Consider the following 26,309-nt stretch of genomic DNA (forward strand, 5'->3'; position numbering starts at 1 on the left):
CATTATTTTCATAGAATGTAGCATGTCCTCTAAGAAAGTGAGGTGAGACGTCATGCCTTTTACTACTGGTCCAGTAACGAATACTAGAGACTTTGGCACAGCTTCAACTAATATTGTTATAAGCACAAGAAATCTGGATTTGGCAAGCCCAGCAACAATTATCGCACAGATTTTTGCTTCTGTTGATTCCAGTATTTTTTATACTGCATACCATCTCTCGTATTTAGTGCCCCCAAACTCCTATGATGTTAGGGAGTTTTTTATTGCAGGAAATGTTACCTACGAGGTGCAGCTTGCTACAATGAATGTAAGCCCGCCTGCTGTATTGATGGCTGTTACTGGTATTAACGAATTCGGAAACTTAGTTGAGGAGCAACTCTTTAATCAGAATGAGCTTATCTTTATTACTTCAATGAGTCCTCCAATAGTGTAATTAACTTATTTTAATAGTACTGCCCATTTGATATGCTCCCCCAACAGCAGACAGGTGAATTAATAAAAATCTGTTGCTATAAAGGGAGCATTATTTATGTTTGAGATTCAATTCCGCTGATGTGAAACTCGCCAAAATAGAAGCGATAAAGAGAAAAGGAAAAACTTTACGTATGAACAAACGTTCCGTATCCTTATAAGGAAACATACCTTAAATAAAGGTGGTTGTTCCTTTGAGTAACGAGAATGCTTATCTTAAGAATTTTCTACAAGTAAGATTAGTTTCGGATCTCGAGAAAGCAAGAACGTATTACCAAGAAGTTCCAAGTTGACGGCTGGGGGCATGCCGAACGCGGTAATAATCTTGGCTTTATCCTTCAACAAGCTATTAAGCCGGAAGACGTTCTCCCTAATCGAAAGCCGGATAAACCAACCGGGGACGAGCAAACTTCTATAGCAATTTCGACGGGGTTGGATATTTGTTTAATGAGTTCAGCTCCAAGGGAGCAATAATTGCATACGAACCAAGAATAGAACCAATGGGAAATAGTCAGTGGAAGCATTTTGCGGTCAAGGACCTGGATGGTTACGTCATGGTTTTTGGTGGAAGTGATTAGTCAACGGTTACGTTTTTCAATCACCACAATAAATACTTGGCCCCGACTCATTCTGAAAAATCGGCTTTATAAAATAAAAGTGCTCGACTTTGCTGTAATGCAAAGTTGGGCACTTTTTGCTTTATGGAAGTAATGCGATGAAACAGCGATTTATTTATTCATTATTTAATTGAGCCTCTGGAGAATACGGTATTTCCTGCGAAATTCTTATAGACACCTTGAACATAGGATTTTTGCAGGGTGTTAACGGTAAAGTAATGGGATGGCAAAATAACCATTTGATCCAGTAACAGTTGTTCCGCTTTGTGGTAGAGCTCCATCCTTGTTTTGGCATCGAATGTTTGTTGTGCTTTACGGATATAGCCATCATAGTCGGCATTGCTCCACCCACTATCATTCATGCCGCTCCAAGAAGTAAATATATCGAGGAAGGAAGACGGATCGTTATAGTCAGCCCCCCAGCTGGCTCTGGCAATCTGATAATTTTGATCTCTGCGATTTTGTAATAATTCATACCATTCCTGAAACTCTATATTAACTTTGACTCCTAAATTCTGTCCCAACATTTGCTGCAAACCGGTTAGAAGCTCTTCGATACCCAACGTATCATTCGAAATCAATGTTACAGGCGGTAATTCATCGAGTCCTTCTTCTTCAAGCCCTTTCTTCAAGAGTTGTTTAGCCAACTTTACATTTTCCGAAATATACGCCTTATCCGAGTACTCTTCACGAAATGATTGTTTTGCGCCTTGAATACCCGGTGGTACGAAACCGTATGCAGGTGTAGCAGCAGATACAAGCTTGTCACGATGAATCGCCATTGAAAATGCACGCCGGATGTTCACATTATCGAAAGGTTTCTTGTTGACATTAAACACATAATAGAAGGTAGAAGCGATCTCGGAGACATGCAGATCTTTTATTGTGTTTGAATCAAGAGCTTGTCTGCTAATATTGGTCTGATCTGACCCCGACCAATCGATTTGATTACTCTTGTACATTTGTAATTCTTTCTCGGGGTTATCCATGATTTGAATGCGTACTTCGGTAAAATGAATCTGTTTCGCATCTGAATAGTGGCTGTTCTTCGCAAGTATGATCTGCTTGTTTGGCATCCATGCTTTCATATAGAAAGGCCCGTTAGAGACCAACGTTTTTGCGGAAGCGAACCAATTCGGGTTCGTTTTTGCAATTGATGCCGGGACCGGCGAATAGATCGGTGTAGTGAGCAGCTGCAAGAAGTAGGCAGTCTTCTCCTGCAGCGTCACTTGAAGCGTGTTGTCATCCAGTGCTTTAACGCCAACTTTAGAAACATCGATTAGCCCTTTATTGTAACTTTCGGCATTGCTAATACTGTAGAGCAAGAAAGCATAGTCGGCGTTCATTTTCGGATTCAATGCGCGCTTCCATGCATATTCGAAATCGGATGCTTTTACTTTCTGATTGTTACTCCAGTAAGCGGAAGATCGCAAATGAAATGTATACGTTTTGCCATCTTTAGAGATGTCCCACGACTTCGCCATCCCTGGCTCTGCTTGGCCGGTTTTCGTCAATCTCGTTAATCCTTCATAAAGCGCCTGTGCCACTGTGAATTCGGTGGAGTCTACAATGCGAGCCGGATCCAACGTTGAGGGATTCGTATACAGATTAAATCGAAAAGTTTGTGGTTTCGTACTTGCAGCCGGGGCTGCATATGCTCCGGTAATTAGTGAACAAATGAATATAAAGCTGATTAATAGTGCCGATAATTTCTTTTTCATGACTCCCCCTGAAATGTCTGCCATATTGTGGAAATGGATACATCTATTATCGGGGATATACTATTTTTTGTCTATATATGGATTCCTCGTTATCGACACAGCACGGTGAGCTAGAAGGGGCTGCGTAAATCGAGGCATTTTTGTATAATGATCCTAATGTAGACAATACTAGCACGTGGCAGTGGTTTCGGATGTCGAGGGTCTCGTTGAAAATAATTATCAATTAGATGCCGAAAAAGTCTTGACAAATGCTCGTCCGAGAATTAATATCAGTTTAGAATAATTTTAATTAAATGCTCTATAGGAGGAAACAAACTCATGTCTCTAATCGGAAAAGAAGTACTACCTTTCAAAGCGCAAGCATTCCAAGGCGGTAAATTCATCGAAGTATCCGACGCTAACTTCAAAGGTCAATGGAGCGTTGTTTGCTTCTATCCAGCTGACTTCACGTTCGTCTGCCCAACTGAGCTTGGCGACTTGCAAGATCAATACGCTACATTGAAATCGCTTGGCGTAGAAGTTTTCTCCGTATCGACGGATACACACTTCACGCATAAAGCATGGCACGATAGCTCGGAAACAATCGGCAAAATCGAATACATCATGATCGGCGACCCTACGCACGCGATCTCCCGCAACTTCGACGTATTGATCGAAGAAGCCGGTCTTGCTGACCGCGGTACGTTCATCATCGATCCGGACGGCGTTGTTCAATCGGTTGAAATCAGCGCAGGCGGCATCGGCCGCGATGCAAGCACGCTAGTTAACAAAATCAAAGCAGCTCAATACGTCCGCAACAATCCAGGCGAAGTTTGCCCTGCGAAATGGCAAGAAGGCGGCGCAACACTTAAACCGAGCCTTGATCTTGTCGGCAAGATCTAAGGAACGATGTAAATGACTACTGCCGCTTTGCATCCCGACGGGTGCAGGCGGTTTTTTCTTGCAATAACTGAAAATGATTCTCATTTGGAGTTTTGAAACGCGGCAATCATTTAACATCACTTGGGAGGGAATGTGAAATGGTCTTAGACCCGGAAATTAAGGCTCAACTGAATCAATACCTTGGTTTAATGGAAGGCGACGTGCATATCCAAGTCTGCGCGGGCGAGGATCAAGTATCGAAAGAAATGCTTGAGCTGATGGATGAACTTGTCGGCATGTCTTCCCGGATCAAGGTCGAGAAGGCTGATCTGCCGAGAACGCCGAGCTTTAGCGTGAACCGCCCAGGCGAGAATACGGGCATTGCGTTCGCGGGCATTCCGCTCGGTCATGAGTTTACCTCATTGGTGCTTGCGCTGCTGCAAGTCAGCGGCAGAGCTCCCAAAGTCGAGCAGGACGTAATCGATCAAATCAAGAGCATCCAAGGCGAATACCGCTTCGAGTCGTACATCAGCTTAAGCTGCCATAACTGTCCGGACGTCGTGCAGGCGCTAAATCTGATGAGCGTTCTCAACCCAGGCATTTCGCATACGATGATCGACGGCGCGGTATTTAAAGAAGAAGCCGAAAGCAAGGAAGTCATGGCGGTTCCATCCGTTTACTTGAATGGCGCGTTTTTCGGCGGCGGCCGCATGACCATCGACGAGATTTTGGCGAAAATCGGCGCGACGCGCGACGACTCCGAGCTATTCGATAAGAAGCCATATGACGTCCTTGTTGTCGGCGGCGGTCCGGCAGGCGCGAGCGCGGCGATCTATGCAGCCCGCAAAGGAATTCGCACAGGCATCTTGGCGGAGCGATTCGGCGGGCAAGTCATGGATACGGTCGGCATCGAGAACTTCATCAGCACGAAATACACCGAGGGCCCTAAGCTCGCGGCAAGCCTGGAAGAGCATGTGAAAGAGTACAACGTTGACGTCATGAAGCTGCAGCGCGCTGTGCGTTTGGATAAGAGCGACTTTATTGAGGTCGAGCTCGAGAACGGCGCTGTACTCAAGAGCAAAACCGTTATCCTCTCCACAGGCGCTCGCTGGCGCAATGTCGGCGTTCCCGGCGAAGCAGAGTTCAAGAACAAGGGCGTGGCTTATTGCCCGCATTGCGATGGTCCTTTGTTCGCCGGCAAACACGTAGCTGTCATCGGCGGAGGGAACTCCGGGATCGAAGCGGCAATTGATCTCGCTGGCATTACCAGCCATGTCACCGTTCTGGAATTCGCTCCGGAATTGAAGGCGGACGCCGTTCTTCAAGATCGTTTGTACAGTCTGCCGAACGTAACGGTGCATAAGAACGTCCAGACGAAAGAAATTACGGGTACGGACAAAGTAAACGGCATTTCCTACATCGAACGCGATACAGGTGCCGAGAAGCATGTCGAGCTAGAAGGCGTATTTGTTCAGATTGGACTTGTGCCGAATACCGACTGGCTACCTGATCATATCGAGCGGACGCGTTTCGGCGAGGTTGTCGTGAACAACCACGGAGCGACAAGCCTGCCGGGCGTATTTGCCGCGGGTGATTGCACGAACAGTCCGTATAAGCAAATTATTATTTCGATGGGTTCAGGCGCAACTGCGGCTTTAGGTGCCTTTGATTATCTCATTCGTCATTAATCCAGCTTATGCTCGCTTCCGGCCGCCTTGTATCCTACAGGATGCGGGCGGCTTTTTTATTGAGAGTGATTGATAATTGTTTTCAATTGGAAGCATAATCTTATTGACAGCGACCTATTCTATAGTTAATATTATTTTATAATAATTATAATTAATTGCGCAGCAGGCGGCATCGGCCGAGATGCAAGCGCGCTCGTGAATAAAATCAAAGCAGCACAATACGTATGCAATAATCCAGGCGAGGTTTGCCCAGCGAAATGGCAAGAGGGCGGTTCTACGCTTAAACCGAGCCTTGATCTCGTAGGCAAGATCTAAGGAGTGAATAGACGATGGTATTAGACCCCGAGATAAAATCACAGTTAAATCAATACCTTGGTTTGATGGAAGGCGACGTACTGCTCAAAGTATGTGCAGGCGACGATCAAGTATCGACAGATATGCTTGGACTGGTGGACGCGATTGCCGGCATGTCATCCCGTATCCAAGTAGAGAAAGCGGATTTGCCGAGAACGCCAAGCTTCAGCGTGAACCGTCCCGGCGAGGAGACCGGCATCGTTTTTGCAGGGATCCCGCTCGGCCATGAGTTTACATCCTTGGTACTCGCTCTGCTGCAGGTTAGCGGAAGAGCTCCCAAAGTCGAGCAGGACGTTATCGATCGGATCAAGAGCATTCAAGGCGAATACCGTTTTGAGACGTACATCAGTTTAAGCTGCCATAACTGCCCGGACGTCGTGCAGGCACTGAACCTGATGAGCGTCCTAAATGCCGGCATATCGCATACGATGATCGACGGTGCTGCATTCAAAGCGGAAGTGGAGAGCAACAACATCATGGCTGTCCCATCCGTGTTCCTAAACGGCGAGTTTTTCGGCGGCGGCCGAATGACGATCGACGAGATTTTGACCAAAATCGGCATGACGCGCGACGACTCGGAGCTGTTCGTCAAAGAGCCATATGACGTGCTAGTTGTCGGCGGCGGACCTGCGGGAGCTAGTGCAGCGATCTACGCGGCGCGCAAAGGGATCCGCACCGGCATCGTGGCAGACCGCTTCGGCGGACAAGTCGTCGATACGCTTGCGATCGAGAATCTGATCGGCATGAAATATACCGAAGGCCCCAAGCTGGCGGCTAGTCTCGAAGAGCATGTGAAAGAGTATAACGTCGACATTATGAAGCTGCAGCGCGCCGTACGTTTAGAGAAGAGAGACTTCATTGAAGTCGAGCTCGAGAACGGGGCAGTGCTGAAGAGCAAGACCGTCATTCTCTCCACCGGCGCGCGCTGGCGCAATATCGGCGTTCCGGGCGAAGAGGAGTTCAAGAATAAAGGCGTGGCTTATTGTCCGCATTGCGATGGTCCGTTGTATGCAGGCAAGCGCGTAGCCGTAGTCGGCGGAGGCAACTCCGGCGTCGAGGCGGCGATAGATCTCGCAGGCATCGCCAGCCATGTCACCGTCCTGGCATCATCTCCGGAATTGAAGGCCGACGCGGTACTTCAAGATCGTCTGTACAGTCTGGCGAACGTTACCGTACTGGTGAACGTTCAGACGAAAGAAATTACAGGGACGGACAAAGTGAACGGTATTTCCTACATCGAGCGCGTGACGGGAGCCGAGAAGCATGTCGAGCTCGAGGGCGTATTCGTACAGATCGGACTCGTTCCCAATACCGAATGGCTCGGCGATGGCCTTGAGCGGATTAGCTCCGGCGAAATTGTCGTGGACAAGCGCGGAGCAACAAGCCTGCCCGGCGTATTTGCCGGCGGGGATTGCACGGACATTCCGTACAATCAAATCGTGATCTCCATGGGTTCAGGCGCTACCGCAGCTTTGAGTGCCTTTGATTATCTGATCCGTCATTAATTGTGTTTATAGATACTTCCAAGCCGCTTGTATTCGATCTGATGCAGGCGGCTTTTTATTTGTCCTCCATCCCATCAAGCGTGAGACTCATAATGACTTGCATGGAATGACAAAATAGAAACCTATTTCCTGTTACCTTCGTCTTTGACTTTAGATAAAGAAAGGATGGAGGTCAAAGGGATATGTTTTTCTTACAAATGTCCGGTTTTCCCGGTTCGGGAAAATCAACGCTTGCCAGAGAAATTGCGAAGCGCACCAAATCGGTCATAATCGACCATGATATCGTGAAAACAGGATTGTTAGAGGGACTTGAATTAGAGTGCCAGGAGGTAGATCCCAGAAGGGCGGGAGGGGTCGCTTATCATATCGAATGGGCGTTGGTTGATTTCCACCTTTCCCAAGGACATAGCGTTATATTGGATAGTCCTTGTTTGTATGAGGTGTTGGTTGAGAAAGGAACCGCATTGTCTGACAAACATCATGTGAAATACAAGTATGTAGAATGCGTATTGAACGATATCCATGAACTGAATAATCGGCTGAAAAACCGAGAGCGAATGATGACCCAGATCGGTCCGGTCGATATACCTGAAGAGAAATGGCAAGAGGTGATCAACCGAGCCAAAAGGAAGTTACACGTGGCGTGCACCAAAGTAGACACCTCACAACCCGTTGATCATTACATTAATGATGTACTGCTGTATTTGAATAAATAATGGCTCTAAGTAGGTAAAACAACAAAAAGTGCTTAACTTTGCTCATGCAAAGTTAAGCACTTTTTTCTTACGTTCAATCATTAATAATCATCGGTTAATCCCGAGCAGTTGCTCTTAGTCCAGCCGTTTATGCTCGAATACGTGTCCTAAAATAGCTTCCGGTGATTTGCCGGTCATAAATTGAGCGATTAGTCGCTTAGTGGCTAATGCTTCCGTCCACTGGTTCGCTTCCGTCAGAACCTGGATCGCTTGGTCGAGAGTCGCGAAAAACGCTTTTTGCATCTCTTGCGCCGTTTTGAGTTCTTCTTCGCTTGACCGAATGCCTGACGATTCCGGTTTGCGCTCCTTGGTCGCTTGGGCCAGCGCTTTACGCATGTCTTCTACGCCGAGATCCGTGCAATAGGCAGGCGATCCGGGCTGTTGGCGCCAGGACTCATCCAGCCCTCCGGCATCGACCGGATCGAATCCTGCTTCGGCGACCAATTGCGATACGATCGCTTTAGCTGCAGGGTCGTCGCCGGATACAGGCAACGCGAAGCGGCCGGGTAGTTGCGATTGAATTTCTTCCGTCAAGTTATACCAATTCGTGGCATTGAACGCTTTAATAACCGGATGCTTGATTTGTTCCTCTACCCAGCGGCTTTCGGGCAACCCTTTCTCAATGGGCTCAATTGCGCCGTCGCGGTGCAAAGGGTAGTAATTGCCGGTATCGATGACAACCGCTTCAGGTGCGATGCCGGCGAGAAATTCCGCCGGTAAATTGAGAATTCCCTTTGTAGGAATGGAGACGATAATAACATCGGCGCCTTTAGCTACATCCTGTACCGTTGATGGCGTCGCTCCCGTTTCTTTGGCTAATTCGTGCAAAGCCTGGGAGTTACTCGAATTCGCAATAGAGACAGTATGTCCTTTTCGGGTGAAAATCCGTGCAAGGTTACCGCCGATATTTCCTGTACCGATAATAGCTATTTTCATCATGAACAACCTTCCTTCTTGGAATTTATCATATAGCCACTTAAATATGACTGCAGTCAGTTTAAATGTGACTGAAGTCAGTATACTCTGGTCACTTTTGTTTTGTCAATTCCCTGCGTGCGCTTTGACTAACTAAAAACCAATACAGTATAGTTGTAATAGTGGAGGGGTTACGGAATGAAGGAAAAAGAAACAAGTCGGTACCTGAAGGGGAAAGCCACGAAGAAAAAGATATTCGCCGTCGCGAAGGAGCTCATCCTAAGCAAGGGATATAGCAACGTTACGGTTGATGAAATTTGCGAGAAATGCAGCCTGTCCAAAGGGGCATTCTATATTCACTACAAGTCCAAAGAGGACATCGTCAAAAAATTATACCGAGACGATTTTTCCGAGTACATGGAGGAGCATTTCGGAAAGTATATCAATGAAAACGAAGAAGCTTCTCCGGTAGAGAAGCTCAAAACTTTTATGATGGTTGCACTGGGCTTTCCAATCATCGTTGGAGAGGAACTGACGAAACTTACGTTTGTAGTCAACCTATCTCAGAACTCAACAGAACCATCCTTTTTCTCGGACTGCATCGAGCAGGAGTTGCTGATCAAAGCGATTGCTGACGGAATATCGACGTCCATATTCAAGACGGCGTTATCCGTCGATGAAGTCGTGAATTATATTTATTCTTTTTTGACGGGAGCCTTCATCACTTGGTGTCTGTCCGATGCCGACTACGATATTGGCCAAGCCAGTGAGAAATATGTGGATACGCTGATTAAAGGCCTCCTATAATCGTCCGAAAAGGACTTGAAGCTTGAGCAATCAAGCTTTTTTTGATGCGATAAAGGCAAGCCGAGATGAGAAGAGCCGATGCCGAGCCCATTGCGTTGGGGAGGCAACGGCTCTTCCTCATTTAATACATTTTGTTATGATCCATGATCCATATGGAACCATAGACGACGACCACGACAATGATGAGGCCGAGAATGAGCGTAACGAGGTTATACCGCGGTCCTTCCTCTTCGCGCAGATGCATAAAGAACAGCAGCTGCACCGCGAATTGCAGAACCGCCGTGGCCAGCAGTACAACGACCGTCGTTGTTTTCCCGAACCAGCCGTTCATGACGGCCAGAATCGGGATAATGGTCAAGAGGATGGAGAGCGCGAAGCCGATGACGTACTCTTTGAGGGAGCCGTGGTGCTTGGCATGGCTGCCATGATTTCCGTGTCCGCCGATAGCATTATTGTGATTCACTTCTCACATCACTCCCATCAAATAAACGAATGTGAACACGAAGATCCATACGGCATCGAGAAAGTGCCAATACAAGCTTGTGATATGTACTTTTCGCTGCGTGACCGGCGTAATGCCGTGCCGGGTCAGCTGGATAATCAACGCCGTGATCCAGCAGATGCCCAGCGAGACGTGCAGTCCATGCGTACCGACAAGCGTGAAGAAACCGGATAGAAACGCACTGGTATGAATCGTATGGCCTTCGTGTACGAGCTTCAGAAATTCCGTTACTTCCATCACAATAAAGCAGGCACCGAGCAGGATCGTTACAATTAGCCAGCCTAACAGTCCTTTTCGGCTTCCCGCGTTCATAGCCAGCACAGCCAGACCGCTGGTGAAGCTGCTCGTCAGCAGGATGAACGTTTCGACGATGACGCCGGGCATTTCGAAGATTTCTTTGGCCCCCGGTCCGCCTGCGGTACTCTCATGAAGCACGAGATAGGTGGCAAACAGAGTCGCGAACAAGATACAGTCGGTGATCAAGAAAATCCAGAAGCCGAATTTACGGAGCTCTTCAAGATCGTGATGGCCATCATGTCCGGCCTCATGCGCATGCGCGTGTGCCATTAGCTAAGCCCCCTTGCATTTGCTTCCGTCCGTTGGATTTCATCTATCGGGATATAGTAATCGGTGTTGTAGTTAAACGAATGAACGAGCATCGTCAGCGCAATGCCGACGAAACCGGGAATCGCGATCCATAGCCAGTGAAATACAAGGCCAAAGCCGACTGTAAACCAGCAGATGGATTGAATAAAAGGAATCGGTGAGTTCTTCGGCATATGAATAGGCTCGAGCGCCGGCTTCTCCTTAGGCATTTTCCCTGCGGCGATGCGTTCTTTCTCCTCCCACCAATCATCTCGGTCCGTAACGAGAGGCGTCGTCGCAAAGTTATAGAGAGGTGCCGGCGATGGAATGGACCATTCCAGCGTACGGGCTCCCCACGGATCGCCGGTTGTGTCCTTTTCCATAAACTTGATGCTGTGCGCGATCTGCCATACCTGGAACAAGAAGCCGAGACCCATCAAGAAACCGCCAATGGTCGATGTGAAATTGAGCGCCCACCAGCCGGTATCCCAGTCGTACGAATTGATCCGGCGAGTCATGCCGTCAAGTCCGACCACATACTGAGGCATAAAGCAGACATAGAATCCAATATTCCATATCCAGAACGCCCATTTGCCGATAGGTTCATTCAGTTTGAAGCCGAACATCTTCGGCCACCAGTAATACAAGCCCGCAAAGTAACCGAAAGCTACCCCGCCGATGAGTACTTGATGGAAGTGGGCAATGAGGAAGTAGCTGTTATGGAACTGGAAATCCGCAGGTGCTACCGAGAGCATGACGCCGGTCATGCCGCCAACGATGAAACATGGAATGAACCCGATCGTCCACAGCATTGGCGTTGCTAACGAGATCCGTCCGCGGAACATGGTGAACAGCCAATTGAATATTTTCACGCCCGTAGGAATTGCGATGATCATCGTTGATATGGCGAAGAAGAGGTTGACGTTAGCTCCGGAGCCCATCGTGAAGAAGTGATGGAGCCAGGTGAAATACGCCATCAGACTGATGCTCATCATCGCAAACACCATGGATCCATAGCCAAACAAACGTTTCCTGGAGAAGGTTGCCACCACTTCCGAGAAAATACCGAAGGCGGGCAGAACGACAATGTATACCTCCGGATGGCCCCACATCCAGATTAGGTTGACGTACATCATGGCGTTGCCGCCGCCATCCATCGTGAAGAAATGCGCACCCAGGAAGCGGTCCAAGAACAGCAGCGCGAGCGTTACGGTCAGCACAGGGAACGCGACAATAATCGCGATGCAGCTTGAGAGTACGGACCACGTGAAGATCGGGACCCTTGACCATGTCATCCCGGGAGCACGCATTTTGACAATGGTGACAATGAAGTTAATCCCCGTCATCAGGGAACCGATCCCGGAAATTTGAACGCCCCAGATGTAGAAGTCTTCGCCTACTCCCGGACTGCCCGTCATCTCGGAGAGCGGCGGATACGACAGCCAGCCGGCATTCGCCGAACCGCCGATGACGAAGGACATATTGAACAGCATCGCGCCGAAGAAGAACAGCCAGAAGCTGAGCGAGTTGAGGAACGGGAAAGCGACGTCGCGCGCGCCAAGCTGCAACGGCACGGCGATGTTGAATAAGCCGAACATGAGCGGCATCGCCATGAATAGAATCATGATGACGCCATGCGTGGTGAACACCTCGTTGTAGTGCTCCGGCGATAGAAATTTCATTTCGGGAAAAGCAAGCTGAGTCCGCATCAGCAGTGCATCCACCCCGCCGCGGAACAGCATAAGAAGTGAAGCAATGATGTACATAATCCCGACGCGCTTATGATCGACGGTCGTCAGCCATTCCCTCCACAACCAGCCCCATTTGCCAAAATAGCTAAGCACGAAGATAATAGCCACCGTCGTCAGCGAGATTGCCACATCCGCCCCGTAGATCAACGGGTCGCCTGTGACAAAGAACCACGAGACGAAATCTTTAATTTGGTCCATCACGGAAGCCTCTCCTCTCATTTGCCATGATTCATATGCATGTTGTCCAATTTAGGATTGGCGTGCCCGGAGCCGAAGCTTTCCAAGTCGTCCGGCGCATCCTTTTGCGCGTTGTTGCCAGGAGGGAGCTGGCCGCCTTCCGAATGTTCAGTCGATTTTTCTCCACTTAGCGTTTGGGCTTTCTGCGTATATCCCGGAGGAGCTCCGCGGCTCATGGAGTAGACATGAACGATCCGCTCGAATAAGCCGGGCGGGATGGACGCGAAGGTCATCGGGCCAGAAGTGCCGGGCTTTGCAAGATTTTGATAGCCTTCTTCGGACAAAGCATTCCCGCCGGCTTTCGATTCTGCCACCCACTGATCGAATTCCGCCTGCGGAACAGCTTTGGTCTTAAAGCCCATTTTCGCGAAATCGCGGCCGGTAAAATTGGATCCGGTACCCATATAATTACCGGGCTCATCGGCTTGAAGATACATCGTCGTCGCCATGCCGGACATCGTGTAAATCATCCCTCCGAGCTGAGGCACCCAGAACCCGTTCATCGGCCCGTCTGAGGTAAGCTCGAACTTAATCGGGGTCCCCTCGGGAATGACCAGATGGTTGACGGTGGCGATGCCTTGGTCCGGATACTGGAACAGCCATTTCCAGTCCAGCGACGTTACCTGGATCGTGATCGCTTTCTTGTCGGACGTGATCGGTTTTGCCGGATCCAGCATGTACGTGTACCGTGCGGTTACAATGGCCAAGATCAAAATGACCAGGATAGGAATGCTCCACCAGATGATCTCCAGTTTGGTGCTGTGAGACCAGATCGGTTGATAAGGCGCATTGTTGCCCTTCTTGTCGCGGAAGCGCCATACGATCCAGGCCGCAATGATTAACACCGGAACCAATAGGATCAGGCAAAGCAGCATTGTGATATAGATTAGGTCACGCTGATGGATGCCGATTGGTCCTTTCGGATCGAAGACTATCATCGACTTGCAACCCGATACGAACATGGCGGTGCTTGCCAAGACGCCGCTCGTCGTCAACAGCCGTGTGAGCTTTGAAATATTCATCAGTTCCTCATCTCCTAAACATCACCTTGGATTAACTTAATTTTCCCCGGAATGCGGTTCAATATTACAACGGCAATTGCTGCAAGTCCGAGCTATATAAAGAAGGACTGCTCCCTATAGAAGGAAACAGTCCTTGTTCAAAGCAAGACTAAGCTGCCTATTCGGATTCGATTTTGCGTTTATGCACGAGGTTGATCGCCGTACCGATCGTATAGATGAACACACTGCCGACCAGACAGCCGATGCCGGTCATTAAAGAGCTATTGCTATCGCTGAAATTCTCATAATTGATGAGACACAGCGCCACACCAATTATAAATGCTAACCACGCGGCAATTTTCATGGTTAGAAACAGAGCATTTCCTTCTCGTTCCGTTTTTTCATTCGATACCGATTTCGTCGTCAATGTACGTCCACTTCCTCAAAAGGATCTATTTCATACTTTTCCTCAATAGTATGGACAGCTATTTGTTTTTTAGTTCGAAAAAGGAATGAAACCTTCTTGTACAGTCCAATGAGGTATGATATTTTGTATATAAAACTAAGAAAACTAGAATGGTTTTATGAGTTTTATAGATGTTTTCGTAATTGAAGAAGAAAAGGAAGTGGCGCGATGGAATTAAAATCAAGGGTCATGAAAGCGGCTATAGAGGTATTCGACGAGAAGGGAATTCGGTTTACGATGGACGACCTTTCGGCCAAGCTGGGCATCTCCAAACGAACACTTTATGAGCAAATAGGAAATAAGGAAGATGTTATTCGTCTGTTTATCCAAGAAGCTTTTGCAAGCATTAAGGAACAGGAGCAGCGCATTTTATCGGATTCATCCCTGGATGTGATTGAGAAGCTGAAGCGCGTTATTCCGATCATGCCTGCTGTCTCAGATGTACTCGATTACCGGCGTGTCTACGAAATCGAGAAGACGTACCCCAAGCTGTTCGCGGAGATCGAAGGCCACCTGCAGGCAGATTGGGATCAAACGATGGCTTTAATCGAAGAAGGGATTAGGCAGAAGCGGATTAAACCGATTCATCCCGTGATACTGAAGGAAATGATTGTCGGGACAATGAATCGCATGCTGAAGGACCGGTTCTTGATGGATACGAATCTGACTTACGACGAAGCGTTGAAAGAGATGATCGATATTCTGTTTACCGGTATTTTGCACGAGGCTCCGTTATAACCATTCTAATGAGAAAAGGTGAGCATATGGGAGAACATCGGATTGCAATCAATCAGGCAGACAAGAAACAAAGCATGGAGGGCTTTGGTGCTTCAGGCGCATGGTGGGCACAGCATACGGGCAGCTGGCAGCAGTCGGAAGTATCTCGATTGCTGGAATTGCTCTATGATCCCCACAAGGGCATCGGTATGACGATCTATCGCCATAATATCGGAGCCGGCAATGGCGAGGAAATTGAAGATGTATGGCGGCGAGCGGAAGGCGTCGAAGTTGCCGAAGGTCAATATGACTGGAGCAAGGATGCGCAAGCGCTGGCGGTAATGAAGATGGCCGCTCAGAAAGGCGCCAAGCAAATTGTAGCGTTTGCCAACAGTCCAACTCCTAGAATGACCATTAGCGGGATGACCTCCGGACATCGAGAAGGGAAGTCCAATTTCCGGGAAGGCATGGAAGAGCAGTTCGCCCGGTATCTTGTGGATGTCGTCAAGCATCTGATTGAAGTCGAAGGCTTGCCTGTGGAATGGATATCCCCGATCAATGAACCAATGTGGTTATGGAATGCGGAGAATGGACAAGAAGGCTGTCACTACACGCCTGAGGAATGCGCGCAAGTATATCGTGCGTTAGCACGCAACATACAAGAGCAAGGGCTGCCTGTCCGCATATCCGCGATCGAAGCGGGAGAATGGACAAGCGCTAGGATGTACTATTATAAGCTGGCAGAGGATAAGGAGCTTATGAGCCAAATCGGCAATATTGCCGTCCATTCGTACGTTCCGCAGGTTTCTAATCCGGTGTACAAAGAAGAGTTCGCCGAGCTTATTCGCCGGGATCAGCCGAACCTCAGCATTTGGATGTCGGAGTGGACCGAGATGGAGGGCGGAGCGGACTATGGCATGGAAACGGCGCTGAATCTAGCCAATTTGGTCCATGAGGATATCACCATTGGCGGCGTGACTTCATGGCAGTATTGGATCGCCGTGTCCAAATACGACTTCCGCGATGGGCTGGTTTATGTCGATGAGGCAGAGGGCCGGATTAAGGAAACGAAACGGCTTTGGGCAATCGGAAATTATAGTAAATTCATTCGGCCGGGCGATGTAAGAAACGAGGCTCAATCCGATCATCCGGAGCTTAAGGTTGCTGCGTTTACCGACAACGGTGGAGAGCGCGTAACGCTTGTTGTCGTCAACAACAGCAAAGAGAATGTTACCTCTGGCATCGATATCGGTACGGATGGAGAGGGAACGACTACAGAAATTTACGAAACATCGGCAGATTTCGACTTGGAGCGTGTATTCACCGGCGCAACCCCGCGTACATGGTCGTTTAAAGCGGAAAGCGTGACTACGGTCGTGGTAAAGGGATAACAAAAATACGAGACGCAGAGAGTTCCTCTCTGCGTCTTATTTATGTAACAGGCAGGAGAATCGGATTACGGGCGCGAAAGTTTCGGTACAGGTTGCGTAAATAAGCTCCTTATATTGTAACGAGGTGAACCATGATGGAGACAATAGGGCACATGATGGATGTTGGGATAAAGCCTGATCTTGGAACAGATGCCGTGCCGGCCTTCCGACAGGCAGTAGAGAAGATGAAAGAGTACGATAGTCCGGTAACGCTATCGATCCCGAAAGGCAGATACGATTTCTATCCCGAGCACGCGGCGAAGGTGCCCTATTATATTACCAATACGGCAAGCGAATCCGAGAATCCGGATGTGAGCAAGACCGTCGGGCTGTTGTTGAAAGGCATGAAAGACATTACGCTCGATGGCAACGGTTCGCTCTTTGTTTTCCATGGGAAAATGACGCCTCTGGTCATCGATGGCTGCGAGAACATTCAGATTCGAAATCTATCGATTGATTTCGAGCGTGCGACCATGTCGGAGATGGTAGTCGAGTCAGTAGGCCGTCATCATCTGGATGTTCGCGTCAAGCCTGACTCTTGGTATGAGCTCGATCTTCATGGGGATCTGTTCTGGGTCGGGGAAGGCTGGCGATACCAAGGAGGACCGGCAGCGCAATACGATCCGGCGAACCATACGATCAGGCGTATCCCGCAACATCCCGTCATGGACGCGGTGAAAGTAGAAGCGTTAGAGCCGAATCGCTTGCGTTTGCATTATGCAGGGGAGATGCCGGATACGAAAGCCGGAAACGTATTCCAGCTGCGCGATGGCATCCGCGATCAAGTGGGCTCATTCGTGGTCCGCAGCCGGAACGTAACCTGGTCAAAGGTCGGCATGCATTACATGCATGGGCTTGGAATTGTATGCCAGTTCAGCGAGAATGTTTCATTCGATGAAATGAGCATGAAGCCTCGCGCCGAATCCGGCCGGACATGCGCAGGATTTGCGGATTTGATCCATGTCTCGGGATGCCGCGGACTTATCCGTATCGAGAACAGTGATTTTGAAGGGGCGCATGATGATGCCATTAACGTGCATGGCACCCATTTGCGAATCGTGGATCGTCCTTCCGGAAACCAGATTGTCGTTCGATATATGCACGGGCAAACTTATGGTTTTGAGCCTTTCTTCGCAGGAGATGAGCTGGAGTTTATTCAAGCACGTACATTAACACCTTATTCCAGCCACACTGTTGAAGCGGTTAGCAGGATTGATGCCAGAGATTGGCTGCTTACTTTAGACAAGCTGGTACCGGATTCGATCGAGGAACATGATGTAGTGGAGAATGTCACTTGGACTCCGCAGGTCAGCGTCCGCAACAATCGGTTTGCTTGTATTCCGACGCGCGGCATATTGGTCACGACAAGACGTAAGGTTGTAATCGAGAACAACCAATTTGAACGCACAGGCATGAGCGCCATACTTATCGCCGATGATGCCGAGAGCTGGTTCGAGTCCGGCATGGTTCGGGATGTGACGATCAGAATGAACCGATTCTTGGAGTGCGGCAATGAGGAGCACCCTGTCATTCTCATCGCTCCGGAGAATCGAGAGGTTCCAATCGAACAGCCGGTACATCAACAAGTCCGAATTAAAGACAATCGTTTTGACATGACCGCCGGTCAAATTCTGCATGCGAAGAGCACTTCGGGGCTGCATGTTCTCCATAATGAGATTGCCGTACCCGCATCGGGTAAGGCGTTCTCCCGATTCGAGGATGCTGTTCGTCTGCTGGCTTGCAGTAATGTAGTGATTAATGGGAATTCCATTTAAAATTTAGGCTTGGGCTGAGTTTAAGAATGGCTAGGAGATTCCCACTCGGTTTTCCATTGATTCATGTGCGTAAACACATCCGAGAAGGCTGCTCCTTTATCCGTGAATCGCTGAGGCTCCTTCAATAACTCCGTGATGACTAGAATAGTCCATTTTCCGGAAAGAAATTGCAAAACTTCAGCAATGGATTCAATACAATCGCTCTCGAACTTCGTATATTCCACCTGTATCATCTCACAATCTGAATGATCTCAGTATACAAGTTACCCCTCGGGAGCTCCGATACGGGCGAGCGTGTCCGTAGCATGGCTGGGATTTCGCTATCAAGTGCGGGATTTCGCTGCATACAAACAGATCCTAAGGACATAATAGTTGCAAATCATGCAGGGATACGATGGAGGCACAACTTCATGTCGAACAAAAAATGCTATTATGCATTTGAAGATTCAGCAGGCACTGCAATTGAATTTCAAGCCACCAGCTTACAACAGGCGATGATGATCAAGAAGAAGAAAGCGGAACTTCTGGGGATTCATAAAGAGGCTTTCGAGCTCACAGGTATACGCTTGAAACAAAATCAGAGCGAATAGAGAACATTCGGGCGACTGCGCATTGAATGCGGTAAAACCAAAGCTACGTAAGAGCAAGGGGCTGTTCCATCGTCATCACAGATGACATATGGGACAGCCTCTTACTTTTGTATGCAATGTCGTAATGAAATGTTGCCCCTAGTGCAATAATATTTCCACCACCAGCCGCCTAAGCTGCATTTCCTGCGGCAATGTCACACATCCTCCGCGTCAATCGTTTAATCAGTGAACAACTAGAAATATGTCATATGAGAGGTGGAGTCATGAAAGGAAACGCATATTACTGGCGCAAGCTGCACTCGCTCTTCGGGGTCATTCCTCTTGGAGGTTTTATTCTTGTGCACGTATCGATCAACTTTCAGGCGTTTGAACGCGGACCGGAAGGGTTCGCTACCTATGTCCATATTATTAACAGTATACCGCTGAAGCCGCTGCTCGAGATTTTCGGAATCTACCTTCCGATACTGTTTCACGGCGTATATGGATTGTACATGGCCTATCGGTCCAACATGAACGCGGGACAATATTCATACGGCCGCAACTGGGCTTTCATTCTGCAGCGGATGACGGGCGTTCTTACGTTTATTTTCGTTTTCTGGCATTTCTATAATACGCGCCTTCAAATTTACTTGGGCAACATTACGCATGAAGAGCTTGGTTCAACCATGCATCAAATTGCCACGAATCCCATGTATTTTATCCTTTACGTCATTGGCGTATTGTCGGCCGTATTCCATTTCAGCAACGGACTCTGGGCATTCATGATCAGCTGGGGCATTACGATTTCGCCACGCTCGCAGAAACTGTCTGCTTCTATTTGCATGGGCGTATTTGCGCTGATCTCGCTGCTGTTCATTCTTTCGCTCGTTGCTTTTACCGGTAATGAATTCATGTCATCTTAATAAATCGATATATTCACACACATCTTGGGGGGCATTCATATGAAAATTGTAGTTATTGGCGGCAGCGGCTTAATTGGGAAAAAACTTGTAAACAACCTTCGTCAGCTTGGCCATGAGGTGGTGGCGGCATCCCCGTCGCTTGGCATCAATACGCTGACCGGAGAAGGGTTGAAGGAAGCGCTGTTCGGGGCGAGGGTTGTCGTGGACGTATCCAACTCGCCTTCGTTTGAGGACAAGGCGGTGATGGAGTTCTTCGAGACTTCCACTCGCAATCTCCTCGCTGCGGAAGCGGCCGCCGGCGTCAGTCATCACGTAGCGCTGTCGGTCGTGGGCACCGATCGCCTTCTTCAAAGCGGTTATTTCCGTGCGAAAATGGCTCAAGAAGAGCTGATCAAATCTTCCAAAATTCCGTATTCGATCGTCCGCGTGACGCAGTTCTTCGAGTTTGTCGGCAGTATCGCCTTTGTCGCTACGGAAGGGGATATCGTGCGGCTGCCTTCGGTTCTTACACAGCCTATGGCTGCGGATGATGTTGCGTCCGCGCTGGTTGATTTTATTGAAAAACCGGTGAATGGCATCATCGAGGTGGCCGGTCCGGATCAGATGCGTCTCGATGAAATCGTTCGACTGTACTTGCAGGCTACCGGGGATTCGCGGAAAGTGGTCACGGATGACAAAGCGCTCTATTTCGCTTCAGCTGCGGTGAATGATCAATCTCTCGTACCAAGCGATGGTCATGCACGCATCAGCTCGACGCACTATAAGGAATGGCTGAGCAGTTCCGTTAACTGAAGCTGGGATCGTTCTCATGATTAAAGCAACGCAGTATATTACCGTGTTTCTCGGCATCCTGTCGTTCGTATTTGTGTTTGCCATGGTTCCTAATGTTCTCATACAAGGTCATTTTGACGGTTCTCTTCATTTCCTTTGGTCCAATGGGCTGACAAGCTTTAATGAATATCTAGCAGGTATCGCGAACGGGGATACGTTTCGTTATCTGTCCGGCAAGACGGAACGATCGTTCTGGGAGCAGATCGGAAGCAGTCTTACGCTCACTTTCTCCTACATGGCGGTCGGCGCTGTTATCGGCATGACCTCCGGCATATTGCTCGGGATCTATTTCTCGGTAACACGTAAACAATGGCTCAAAGGGCTGCTGGAGCTGACAAGCGTGCTCCCGGATTTCGTCATCGTGCTGCTCCTGCAGGTTCTAATCGTCCTCATTGCGGATAAGACCGGGCTTGTCATGTTTCAAGTCGCCAGCTTCTCGACGGATGAACCGGCGATTGCGCTTCCGTTGATTTCGACGATCATCATTCCTGCGATCTATATGATTCGCAATGTGGCTCTTCACATGAGCCAGACGCTGTCCGAGGATTATATCAGCTTTGCGAAAGCACGGGGATTAGGCAAACGCTATATTATTTTCTTTCATGCGCTGCCTAATGTGCTTCCCTTCGTCAAAGCGGATTTGCATAAGTTTCTGGGGATTCTGTTCGGGAATTTGTTTATTTTCGAATATCTGTACAACCTGAACGGCGTGACGTTGCTGGTGTTCTCCAATGCTTATGCCTATGAAGGTTATCAGTACAATTTGGTCGTGAACGGCCTCTTCACTTTGCTGCTGCTCTATGCCGTTATGTTACTCCTCATGAAAGTGCTGATTGCCGGCTGGGAGAAGGTGTTCGTACGATGAATAAAACGCTGTTTATCGGCTTGTTCATTACGATTCTAATGATCTTGGCTTCTTTCTTGGGCCAATTTGTAGCTCCCCACGATCTAAGCGACTCGGCTACGGTGGATTATGTGGTCGATGAGAACGGCAACGGCACGCTTCTGGCACCGCCGTTCCCGCCGAATGCGAGTTATCCGTTCGGTACCGATAAGTTCAGCGTGGATATGATGGCCAAACTGCTGGCCGGAGCGAAATTTACGATCATCGCGTCGCTGTCGATTGCCGCATTTCGGATTATCGTTGGCGGCGTGCTGGGGATGCTGCTCGGATTTGTCGGCAAAGGCAAAACGACAACGGGCAAGCGCCATCCGCTCTGGAGTCTGTTAAATGGCATCCCGATCTTTATTCTGGTATGGATGATTATGATCGGCATCTCTATTGAACCTTCGGCATCACCGTTAAAGCTGACGGTCATCATAGCCGTCGTATTGGCGCTGGTGGGCATTCCGACAGTCGCCTCCACGATGAAAGAGAAAACGATGATCCTTCGCGAGAAGCAGTTCGTACTCTCCGCCAAGTCCATCGGAGCAAGCCGCTGGAGCATTATTCGGAAGCATCTGTTTCCGCATTTGAAGGAAAGCTTTCTCATTCTGTTCGTTCAAGAGATCGTCTTGATCCTCGGCTTGTTCGGGCAGCTGGCGATCTTCCATATCTTCGTCGGCGGCACGGCGGTGTACTACAATCCGCCCGATCCGCCCGATTATGTGAGTATCTCGAATGAGTGGAGCGGATTGGTCGGACAAGCTCGCAGTAATTTGTTTATTTATCAGTGGGTGCTGGTCATCCCGCTGCTTGCGTATCTCCTCTACATTCTCGGCTTTCATATGATCTCGATCGGGCTTGAGAAGCTGTACAAGAAGAGATTTTCGAAGTTCTCTCACTTCTGAGTCCGGCAAACTTTCTATGGTTTCATTTACCGTACTTTTACCGTTTGTATGGTATCCTAAACGAAATAGGCTATTGTCGGCGGTGAAATGAAAGTGAACATTCTTCTGGCGGAAGATGATAAGAAGCTGGGCAAGTTAATGAAATATGTACTGGAGAAGAAAGGCGACTACCACGTCGATTGGGTAGATAACGGCGAGGATGCGCACCACTACGCGGTCGGCTCGACCTATGATGTGCTGGTTCTGGATTGGATGATGCCGCGCAAGGATGGAATTGACGTTTGCAAAAGCTTGCGAGCGGCCCATTACCGTCAGGCTATCCTTCTGTTAACCGCGAAGGATGCGCTGCAAGATAAAATCCTCGGCTTGGATGCCGGGGCAGATGACTATCTCACGAAGCCCTTCGAGATGGATGAGTTACTCGCCCGTCTCCGCTCGCTCACGCGGCGAAACTTTGCCCCTATTCAGGCGGAGGCGGTGACGTTCGGGCCGTTTATGCTGAAGCGGTCGTCCCGTCAATTGTTCCGGAGAGGGGAAGAGATCTTCCTCAGCCAGCGGGAGTACCAGCTGCTCGATTTGTTTCTTCAGAATCTCGGCCATGCGCTGACGAGGGACGTTATCTTAGATCGTGTCTGGGGCGTTGGCAGCGAGGTGTCCAATAAAAATGTGGATGTAACGGTCAAAATGCTTCGGGACAAGCTGGAGGCTGTACAAGGGGAAACGATGATCCAGAGCGTCAGAGGGGTAGGCTACCGATTTGAAGCCTAAACGACCGGCGCTCAAGACAGACATGTTCGTTAAATCGAGAAGGAAGTTAACCTACACGTACACCTGGCTGATTATTCTCTTCTTGGTCGTATTTTCAATCATCGTTTCCGCTATATTCCTCGGAATGGCTTATCGGGAGCAGCAAGAATCCATTATGTCAACGTTGTTTGCGACGACAGAGAAGGGTAACGTGGCGATTCCTGATTTATCGAACTCCCGCGGGGACGACTTGTACTTTTTCTATGTCCTGGATGACCAAGGAAATGTGCTGGCAGGCAGCTCTGCCTATCCGCAACTGGAAAACATCAATATACAGAAGATCATTAGGTGGCATCCTCGAGATGTTTCGTTTCGATTGGACTGGCAGCCGGAGACGCATGTGGAAGTGCGCCAACGTGTCGACATTGAAATCGAACCGAAATTACCGCCGAAAGCTCCGAGGGTACTGATGGCTGGGGAGCGGCTGCTCTATGTCGGCGCGCGCCCGGTTATGCTCGATAACGGTACGATAGCCGTCATTTATGCCGCCAAAGATGTGACCTTCTATTATGAGGTGTTTCGAAACCTGCTTGTGGTGTTTCTCCTTATACTCGTCGTCTTCATCATGGCCGCGGTATGGCTGAGTAATTCCATGTCCAAGAAAGCGATGATCCCGATTCAGCAAGCATACCGGCAGCAGCAGCAGTTTCTGGCAGATGCGTCGCATGAGCTTCGGACGCCGCTGAGTATTATGAATACGTCGCTGGACGTCATCGAGCTGGAGAATGGGCAAGACTTCTCCGCCTTTACAAAGGAAGTCGTCGTGGATATGAAAGAGGAAGTCGGGCGCATGAGCCGCATGGTTCAGCACTTATTGCTGCTCGCTCGATCCGACGCAGGCTCTGTCGAATTTGAGAAGGCTTCGTTTGACTTGGTTCCGAAGGTCCGGCAGTGGGTGCAGACGATCGAAGCCGTTGCTCACAAGAAGCAGATTTCGTTAAAGGCCGAGCTGCCTGAACAATTGGCGGTTACGGGAGACGTGGAACGAATCAAACAGCTGGTGTACATCCTCTTGGACAATGCGATCAAGTACACACCCGAAGGCGGTACGGTTGATGTCGCCTTGAGCAGCAGTCCCAAACAATGGTCACTATCGATTAGAGATACGGGCATGGGCATTCCTGAGCATGCGCTACCTCGGATCTTCGACAGGTTCTATCGGGTGGAGGAGCACCGTTCGCGGGAAGAAGGAAGCGCGGGACTTGGACTGTCGATCGCCAAATGGATTGCCGAATCCCATCAAGGGTCGATCGAAGTGAAAAGCGCGTTAGGTAAAGGAAGTACGTTTATCGTGAGATTTCCCATCGTATAGAATCATAGGCCCTTTCTCAATGCATGTTGAGGAAGGATTTTTTTTGCCTATTTACCGTACTTTTACTTTCTAAGTCTATAGTGAGAGCTGTAAGAAGAACATTGTCGCGAGAGGATGGATGAGAGATGAGGTCCGGTAAATCTTGGATCAAGAAAGTGCTTCTCATAGCTGTTGTTATTGTCGTTGTTGGCATTGGAGTGAAATTCGCTTCGGGTGGCGACGTATCGGTTCATCAGAACGCCATTAAGCATGTGAAATTAAAGGATGAACCGTTCCTGCCAAGAGGTGATGAAAGAAGTATAGGCGGTATGCCCAGAGGCGAAGGGAGAGATATCGTTGTTGCCGGGCCGGAAGTTGGGCCAGTGAAAGCGATGCGCATAGACGGACATCCGCGCGAAGAGTGGAATGCCGGCGTGGCCATAGTCGGCACGATCCTTATTGCCGGATTGCTCTTCTTGATTCTCAAGCGCAGAAAGAAATCGCCATCCCAATCCCACGAACCGCTTTATGTAAGCGCAGCTGCGCCGATGCTGACTTCCACTTCCGATTTCCTGGACCAATGGGAAAGAAATCATTCTGCTAATGCAAAGGAGTCGAACTGAATATGGGCATTTTCAAGCGAGTAAAAGATTTGTTTCTGGCGGAAACGAACGGGCTTCTGGACAAGTGCGAACAACCCCTTAAAATGGTGGATCAATATATTCGCGAGTTTGAACTGGAGCTTGCAAAAGGACAGCGGGCATTGGCGAATCAACTGTATATTGAGAAAAGACAAGCTGCCCTAATCGCCGAAACCGAGGCCATCATCGAGAAGCGAGATCGCCAGGCCAAACTCGCGGTGAAGCAAGACGAGGAGCATATCGCGAAGCTGGCGCTGCAAGAAAAGCTGATGCATGAGAAGAAACTGGCGGCTTACAGCGCCCAGTATGCAACCATACAGGAACAAACGAAGCTGCTGGAAGAGCGAATCGGACGGCTGCTTGTGCAATCGGAGGAGTACAATCATCGCCGCCTGCTGCTTGCATCCCGGGCTAATGTTGCCAGCTCGCTGAAGGAATTGAATCAGAATGTCGTATCCTTTCAAACCGAGAATGTTGCCAAAGGATTTGCTCGCGCGGAAGACAGAATCTTGATGATCGAAGCCGAGATGGAAGCGATGGCTCATTTCTCTTCCCCGGTGAAACGATCGGCTCCTCAATATTTGGATCCAAGTCTTACGGCAGACATCGACAAGGAATTGGATGAGCTGAAGCAGCAGCATACTCAGGAATAGCAGGCCGGGCATGAAGCAGAAACTTACTTCACGATACGAGGCGTCCCTTAAGGGGCGCCTTTTCGAACGTTATTGTTTCATATAAATAGGATGAGGGTAAGTAATGGCTTGCCGATGCGAAGTCGAGTATGTCAAATTATTCTTCTCATTATTCTCACTTTTTTCTCATTATTAACTCTTATTTGTACTTGTGCAGTGTGCAAAAGCACCATGTCCGATACTACTAAGGGGAGTGTTTCAGCTAAAATATGTAAATAATACTTAAATTTTATTTAAAGATATGATTTTGATGGTTGCTCATAGTCCCACTTTGCTGAGGTTCTCGGATACCCCTAATTGGGTAATGAGGCCCAATCGTCTGAAGCTCCAAGAATCGTTCCGAACGGCGCTATTGAGAATCGTTCTCTTTCCAAGCGCAGTGCTCTGCTATCTCGTTTTTGCTCTTACAAAAAGATTACAAGAGCTAACCTCGTTCGTTAGCTATCTACTTCGTATTCGACAAATGATGGGTATCCCCAATTGAGTCCAAGGTCACTGTTTACCTGTAAACGAACGGTTAACAAAATCAGTACTCCTGCAGTATGTCCATGTCAACCTTCTCAAGGTATGTTGAGATGAGGAGCCCATTGTCCGATTTTGGATATC

General features: G+C 48.8%; 25 protein-coding genes and 1 pseudogene. 19 read left to right on the forward strand and 7 right to left on the reverse strand.

The features are described 5' to 3' along the window. Positions 1–52: 52 nt before the first annotated feature. Entirely contained in the window at positions 53–433 is a 381-nt protein-coding gene (locus I8J30_RS12285) for a hypothetical protein (protein ID WP_210655539.1), read from the forward strand. Between the two features lie 777 nt (positions 434–1,210). Here the strand turns inward: I8J30_RS12285 and I8J30_RS12290 are convergent. Continuing rightward, on the reverse strand, positions 1,211–2,809 hold the full coding sequence (locus I8J30_RS12290) for a peptide ABC transporter substrate-binding protein (protein ID WP_210655536.1): 1,599 nt from the start codon (positions 2,807–2,809) through the stop codon (positions 1,211–1,213). 318 nt (positions 2,810–3,127) lie between these two features. Here I8J30_RS12290 and ahpC point away from each other — a divergent pair, with 318 nt between their 5' ends. The 5 genes and pseudogenes from ahpC to I8J30_RS12315 all read left to right on the forward strand — a co-directional run bounded on the left by ahpC (position 3,128) and on the right by I8J30_RS12315 (position 7,933). Then, entirely contained in the window at positions 3,128–3,691 is a 564-nt protein-coding gene (gene ahpC, locus I8J30_RS12295) for an alkyl hydroperoxide reductase subunit C (protein ID WP_210655534.1), read from the forward strand. 137 nt (positions 3,692–3,828) lie between these two features. Next, positions 3,829–5,358 (forward strand): alkyl hydroperoxide reductase subunit F, encoded by a 1,530-nt coding sequence (gene ahpF, locus I8J30_RS12300; RefSeq protein ID WP_210655532.1) that lies wholly within the window; start codon positions 3,829–3,831, stop codon positions 5,356–5,358. 162 nt (positions 5,359–5,520) lie between these two features. Continuing rightward, positions 5,521–5,673: pseudogene (locus tag I8J30_RS12305) on the forward strand (peroxiredoxin); the annotation flags it as partial. Positions 5,674–5,687: 14 nt separating this feature from the next. Further along, a complete protein-coding gene (gene ahpF, locus I8J30_RS12310; protein ID WP_210655530.1) occupies positions 5,688–7,217 on the forward strand; it encodes an alkyl hydroperoxide reductase subunit F in 1,530 nt (509 codons plus the stop codon). 182 nt (positions 7,218–7,399) lie between these two features. Next, complete coding sequence (locus I8J30_RS12315) at positions 7,400–7,933, forward strand: P-loop nucleotide/nucleoside kinase family protein (RefSeq protein WP_210655528.1); 534 nt, start codon at positions 7,400–7,402, stop codon at positions 7,931–7,933. 114 nt (positions 7,934–8,047) lie between these two features. Here the strand turns inward: I8J30_RS12315 and I8J30_RS12320 are convergent, their stop codons facing one another. Next, positions 8,048–8,992 (reverse strand): NADPH-dependent F420 reductase, encoded by a 945-nt coding sequence (locus tag I8J30_RS12320; RefSeq protein ID WP_338044860.1) that lies wholly within the window; start codon positions 8,990–8,992, stop codon positions 8,048–8,050. A gap of 93 nt (positions 8,993–9,085) precedes the next feature. On the opposite strand from I8J30_RS12320, the gene I8J30_RS12325 reads away from it, so the two are divergent. Next, entirely contained in the window at positions 9,086–9,694 is a 609-nt protein-coding gene (locus tag I8J30_RS12325; RefSeq protein WP_210655524.1) for a TetR/AcrR family transcriptional regulator, read from the forward strand. Between the two features lie 121 nt (positions 9,695–9,815). On the opposite strand, the gene cyoD is transcribed toward I8J30_RS12325, so the two are convergent. From cyoD to I8J30_RS12350, 5 genes are all read right to left on the reverse strand, one after another. Then, entirely contained in the window at positions 9,816–10,157 is a 342-nt protein-coding gene (gene cyoD / locus I8J30_RS12330; protein WP_420831198.1) for a cytochrome o ubiquinol oxidase subunit IV, read from the reverse strand. A gap of 3 nt (positions 10,158–10,160) precedes the next feature. Next, entirely contained in the window at positions 10,161–10,763 is a 603-nt protein-coding gene (cyoC, locus tag I8J30_RS12335; RefSeq protein WP_210655522.1) for a cytochrome o ubiquinol oxidase subunit III, read from the reverse strand. After that, a complete protein-coding gene (locus I8J30_RS12340) occupies positions 10,763–12,730 on the reverse strand; it encodes a cbb3-type cytochrome c oxidase subunit I (RefSeq protein WP_240547768.1) in 1,968 nt (655 codons plus the stop codon). The genes cyoC and I8J30_RS12340 overlap by 1 nt, the downstream gene beginning before the upstream one ends. Positions 12,731–12,747: 17 nt before the next feature. Next, positions 12,748–13,791 carry a ubiquinol oxidase subunit II gene (gene cyoA / locus I8J30_RS12345; RefSeq protein WP_210655518.1) on the reverse strand — a complete coding sequence of 348 codons (1,044 nt, stop codon included), beginning with the start codon at positions 13,789–13,791 and terminating at the stop codon, positions 12,748–12,750. 157 nt (positions 13,792–13,948) lie between these two features. Continuing rightward, positions 13,949–14,197, reverse strand: coding sequence for a hypothetical protein (locus tag I8J30_RS12350; protein ID WP_210655516.1), 249 nt, complete (start codon positions 14,195–14,197; stop codon positions 13,949–13,951). A gap of 207 nt (positions 14,198–14,404) precedes the next feature. Between I8J30_RS12350 and I8J30_RS12355 the strand changes: the two genes are divergently transcribed. The 12 genes from I8J30_RS12355 to I8J30_RS12410 all read left to right on the forward strand — a co-directional run bounded on the left by I8J30_RS12355 (position 14,405) and on the right by I8J30_RS12410 (position 25,664). Then, complete coding sequence (locus I8J30_RS12355) at positions 14,405–14,974, forward strand: TetR/AcrR family transcriptional regulator (RefSeq protein WP_210655514.1); 570 nt, start codon at positions 14,405–14,407, stop codon at positions 14,972–14,974. A 26-nt stretch (positions 14,975–15,000) separates the two neighbouring features. Continuing rightward, entirely contained in the window at positions 15,001–16,344 is a 1,344-nt protein-coding gene (locus I8J30_RS12360) for a glycoside hydrolase family 30 protein (RefSeq protein ID WP_210655512.1), read from the forward strand. Positions 16,345–16,475: 131 nt separating this feature from the next. Then, a complete protein-coding gene (locus tag I8J30_RS12365) occupies positions 16,476–18,158 on the forward strand; it encodes a right-handed parallel beta-helix repeat-containing protein (RefSeq protein ID WP_210655510.1) in 1,683 nt (560 codons plus the stop codon). Between the two features lie 410 nt (positions 18,159–18,568). Further along, positions 18,569–18,748 carry a hypothetical protein gene (locus I8J30_RS12370; RefSeq protein ID WP_210655508.1) on the forward strand — a complete coding sequence of 60 codons (180 nt, stop codon included), beginning with the start codon at positions 18,569–18,571 and terminating at the stop codon, positions 18,746–18,748. A 263-nt stretch (positions 18,749–19,011) separates the two neighbouring features. Further along, a complete protein-coding gene (locus I8J30_RS12375) occupies positions 19,012–19,650 on the forward strand; it encodes a succinate dehydrogenase cytochrome b558 subunit (RefSeq protein ID WP_210655506.1) in 639 nt (212 codons plus the stop codon). Between the two features lie 39 nt (positions 19,651–19,689). Next, a complete protein-coding gene (locus I8J30_RS12380; RefSeq protein WP_210655504.1) occupies positions 19,690–20,442 on the forward strand; it encodes an SDR family oxidoreductase in 753 nt (250 codons plus the stop codon). A gap of 16 nt (positions 20,443–20,458) precedes the next feature. Then, a complete protein-coding gene (locus I8J30_RS12385; RefSeq protein ID WP_210655502.1) occupies positions 20,459–21,346 on the forward strand; it encodes an ABC transporter permease subunit in 888 nt (295 codons plus the stop codon). After that, positions 21,343–22,272 carry an ABC transporter permease gene (locus I8J30_RS12390; protein ID WP_210655500.1) on the forward strand — a complete coding sequence of 310 codons (930 nt, stop codon included), beginning with the start codon at positions 21,343–21,345 and terminating at the stop codon, positions 22,270–22,272. Before I8J30_RS12385 ends, I8J30_RS12390 begins: the two co-directional genes overlap by 4 nt. Before the next feature lie 93 nt (positions 22,273–22,365). After that, a complete protein-coding gene (locus I8J30_RS12395) occupies positions 22,366–23,040 on the forward strand; it encodes a response regulator transcription factor (RefSeq protein WP_210656080.1) in 675 nt (224 codons plus the stop codon). Beyond that, positions 23,030–24,391, forward strand: a complete 1,362-nt coding sequence (locus I8J30_RS12400) for a sensor histidine kinase (protein WP_240547766.1) — start codon at positions 23,030–23,032, stop codon at positions 24,389–24,391. Before I8J30_RS12395 ends, I8J30_RS12400 begins: the two co-directional genes overlap by 11 nt. A gap of 125 nt (positions 24,392–24,516) precedes the next feature. Continuing rightward, positions 24,517–24,993, forward strand: a complete 477-nt coding sequence (locus I8J30_RS12405) for an LPXTG cell wall anchor domain-containing protein (protein WP_210655498.1) — start codon at positions 24,517–24,519, stop codon at positions 24,991–24,993. Between the two features lie 2 nt (positions 24,994–24,995). After that, a complete protein-coding gene (locus I8J30_RS12410) occupies positions 24,996–25,664 on the forward strand; it encodes a PspA/IM30 family protein (protein WP_210655496.1) in 669 nt (222 codons plus the stop codon). Positions 25,665–26,309 lie beyond the last annotated feature (645 nt).

The organism is Paenibacillus lignilyticus, from assembly GCF_017942085.1.
Lineage (GTDB): Bacteria > Bacillota > Bacilli > Paenibacillales > Paenibacillaceae > Paenibacillus_Z > Paenibacillus_Z lignilyticus.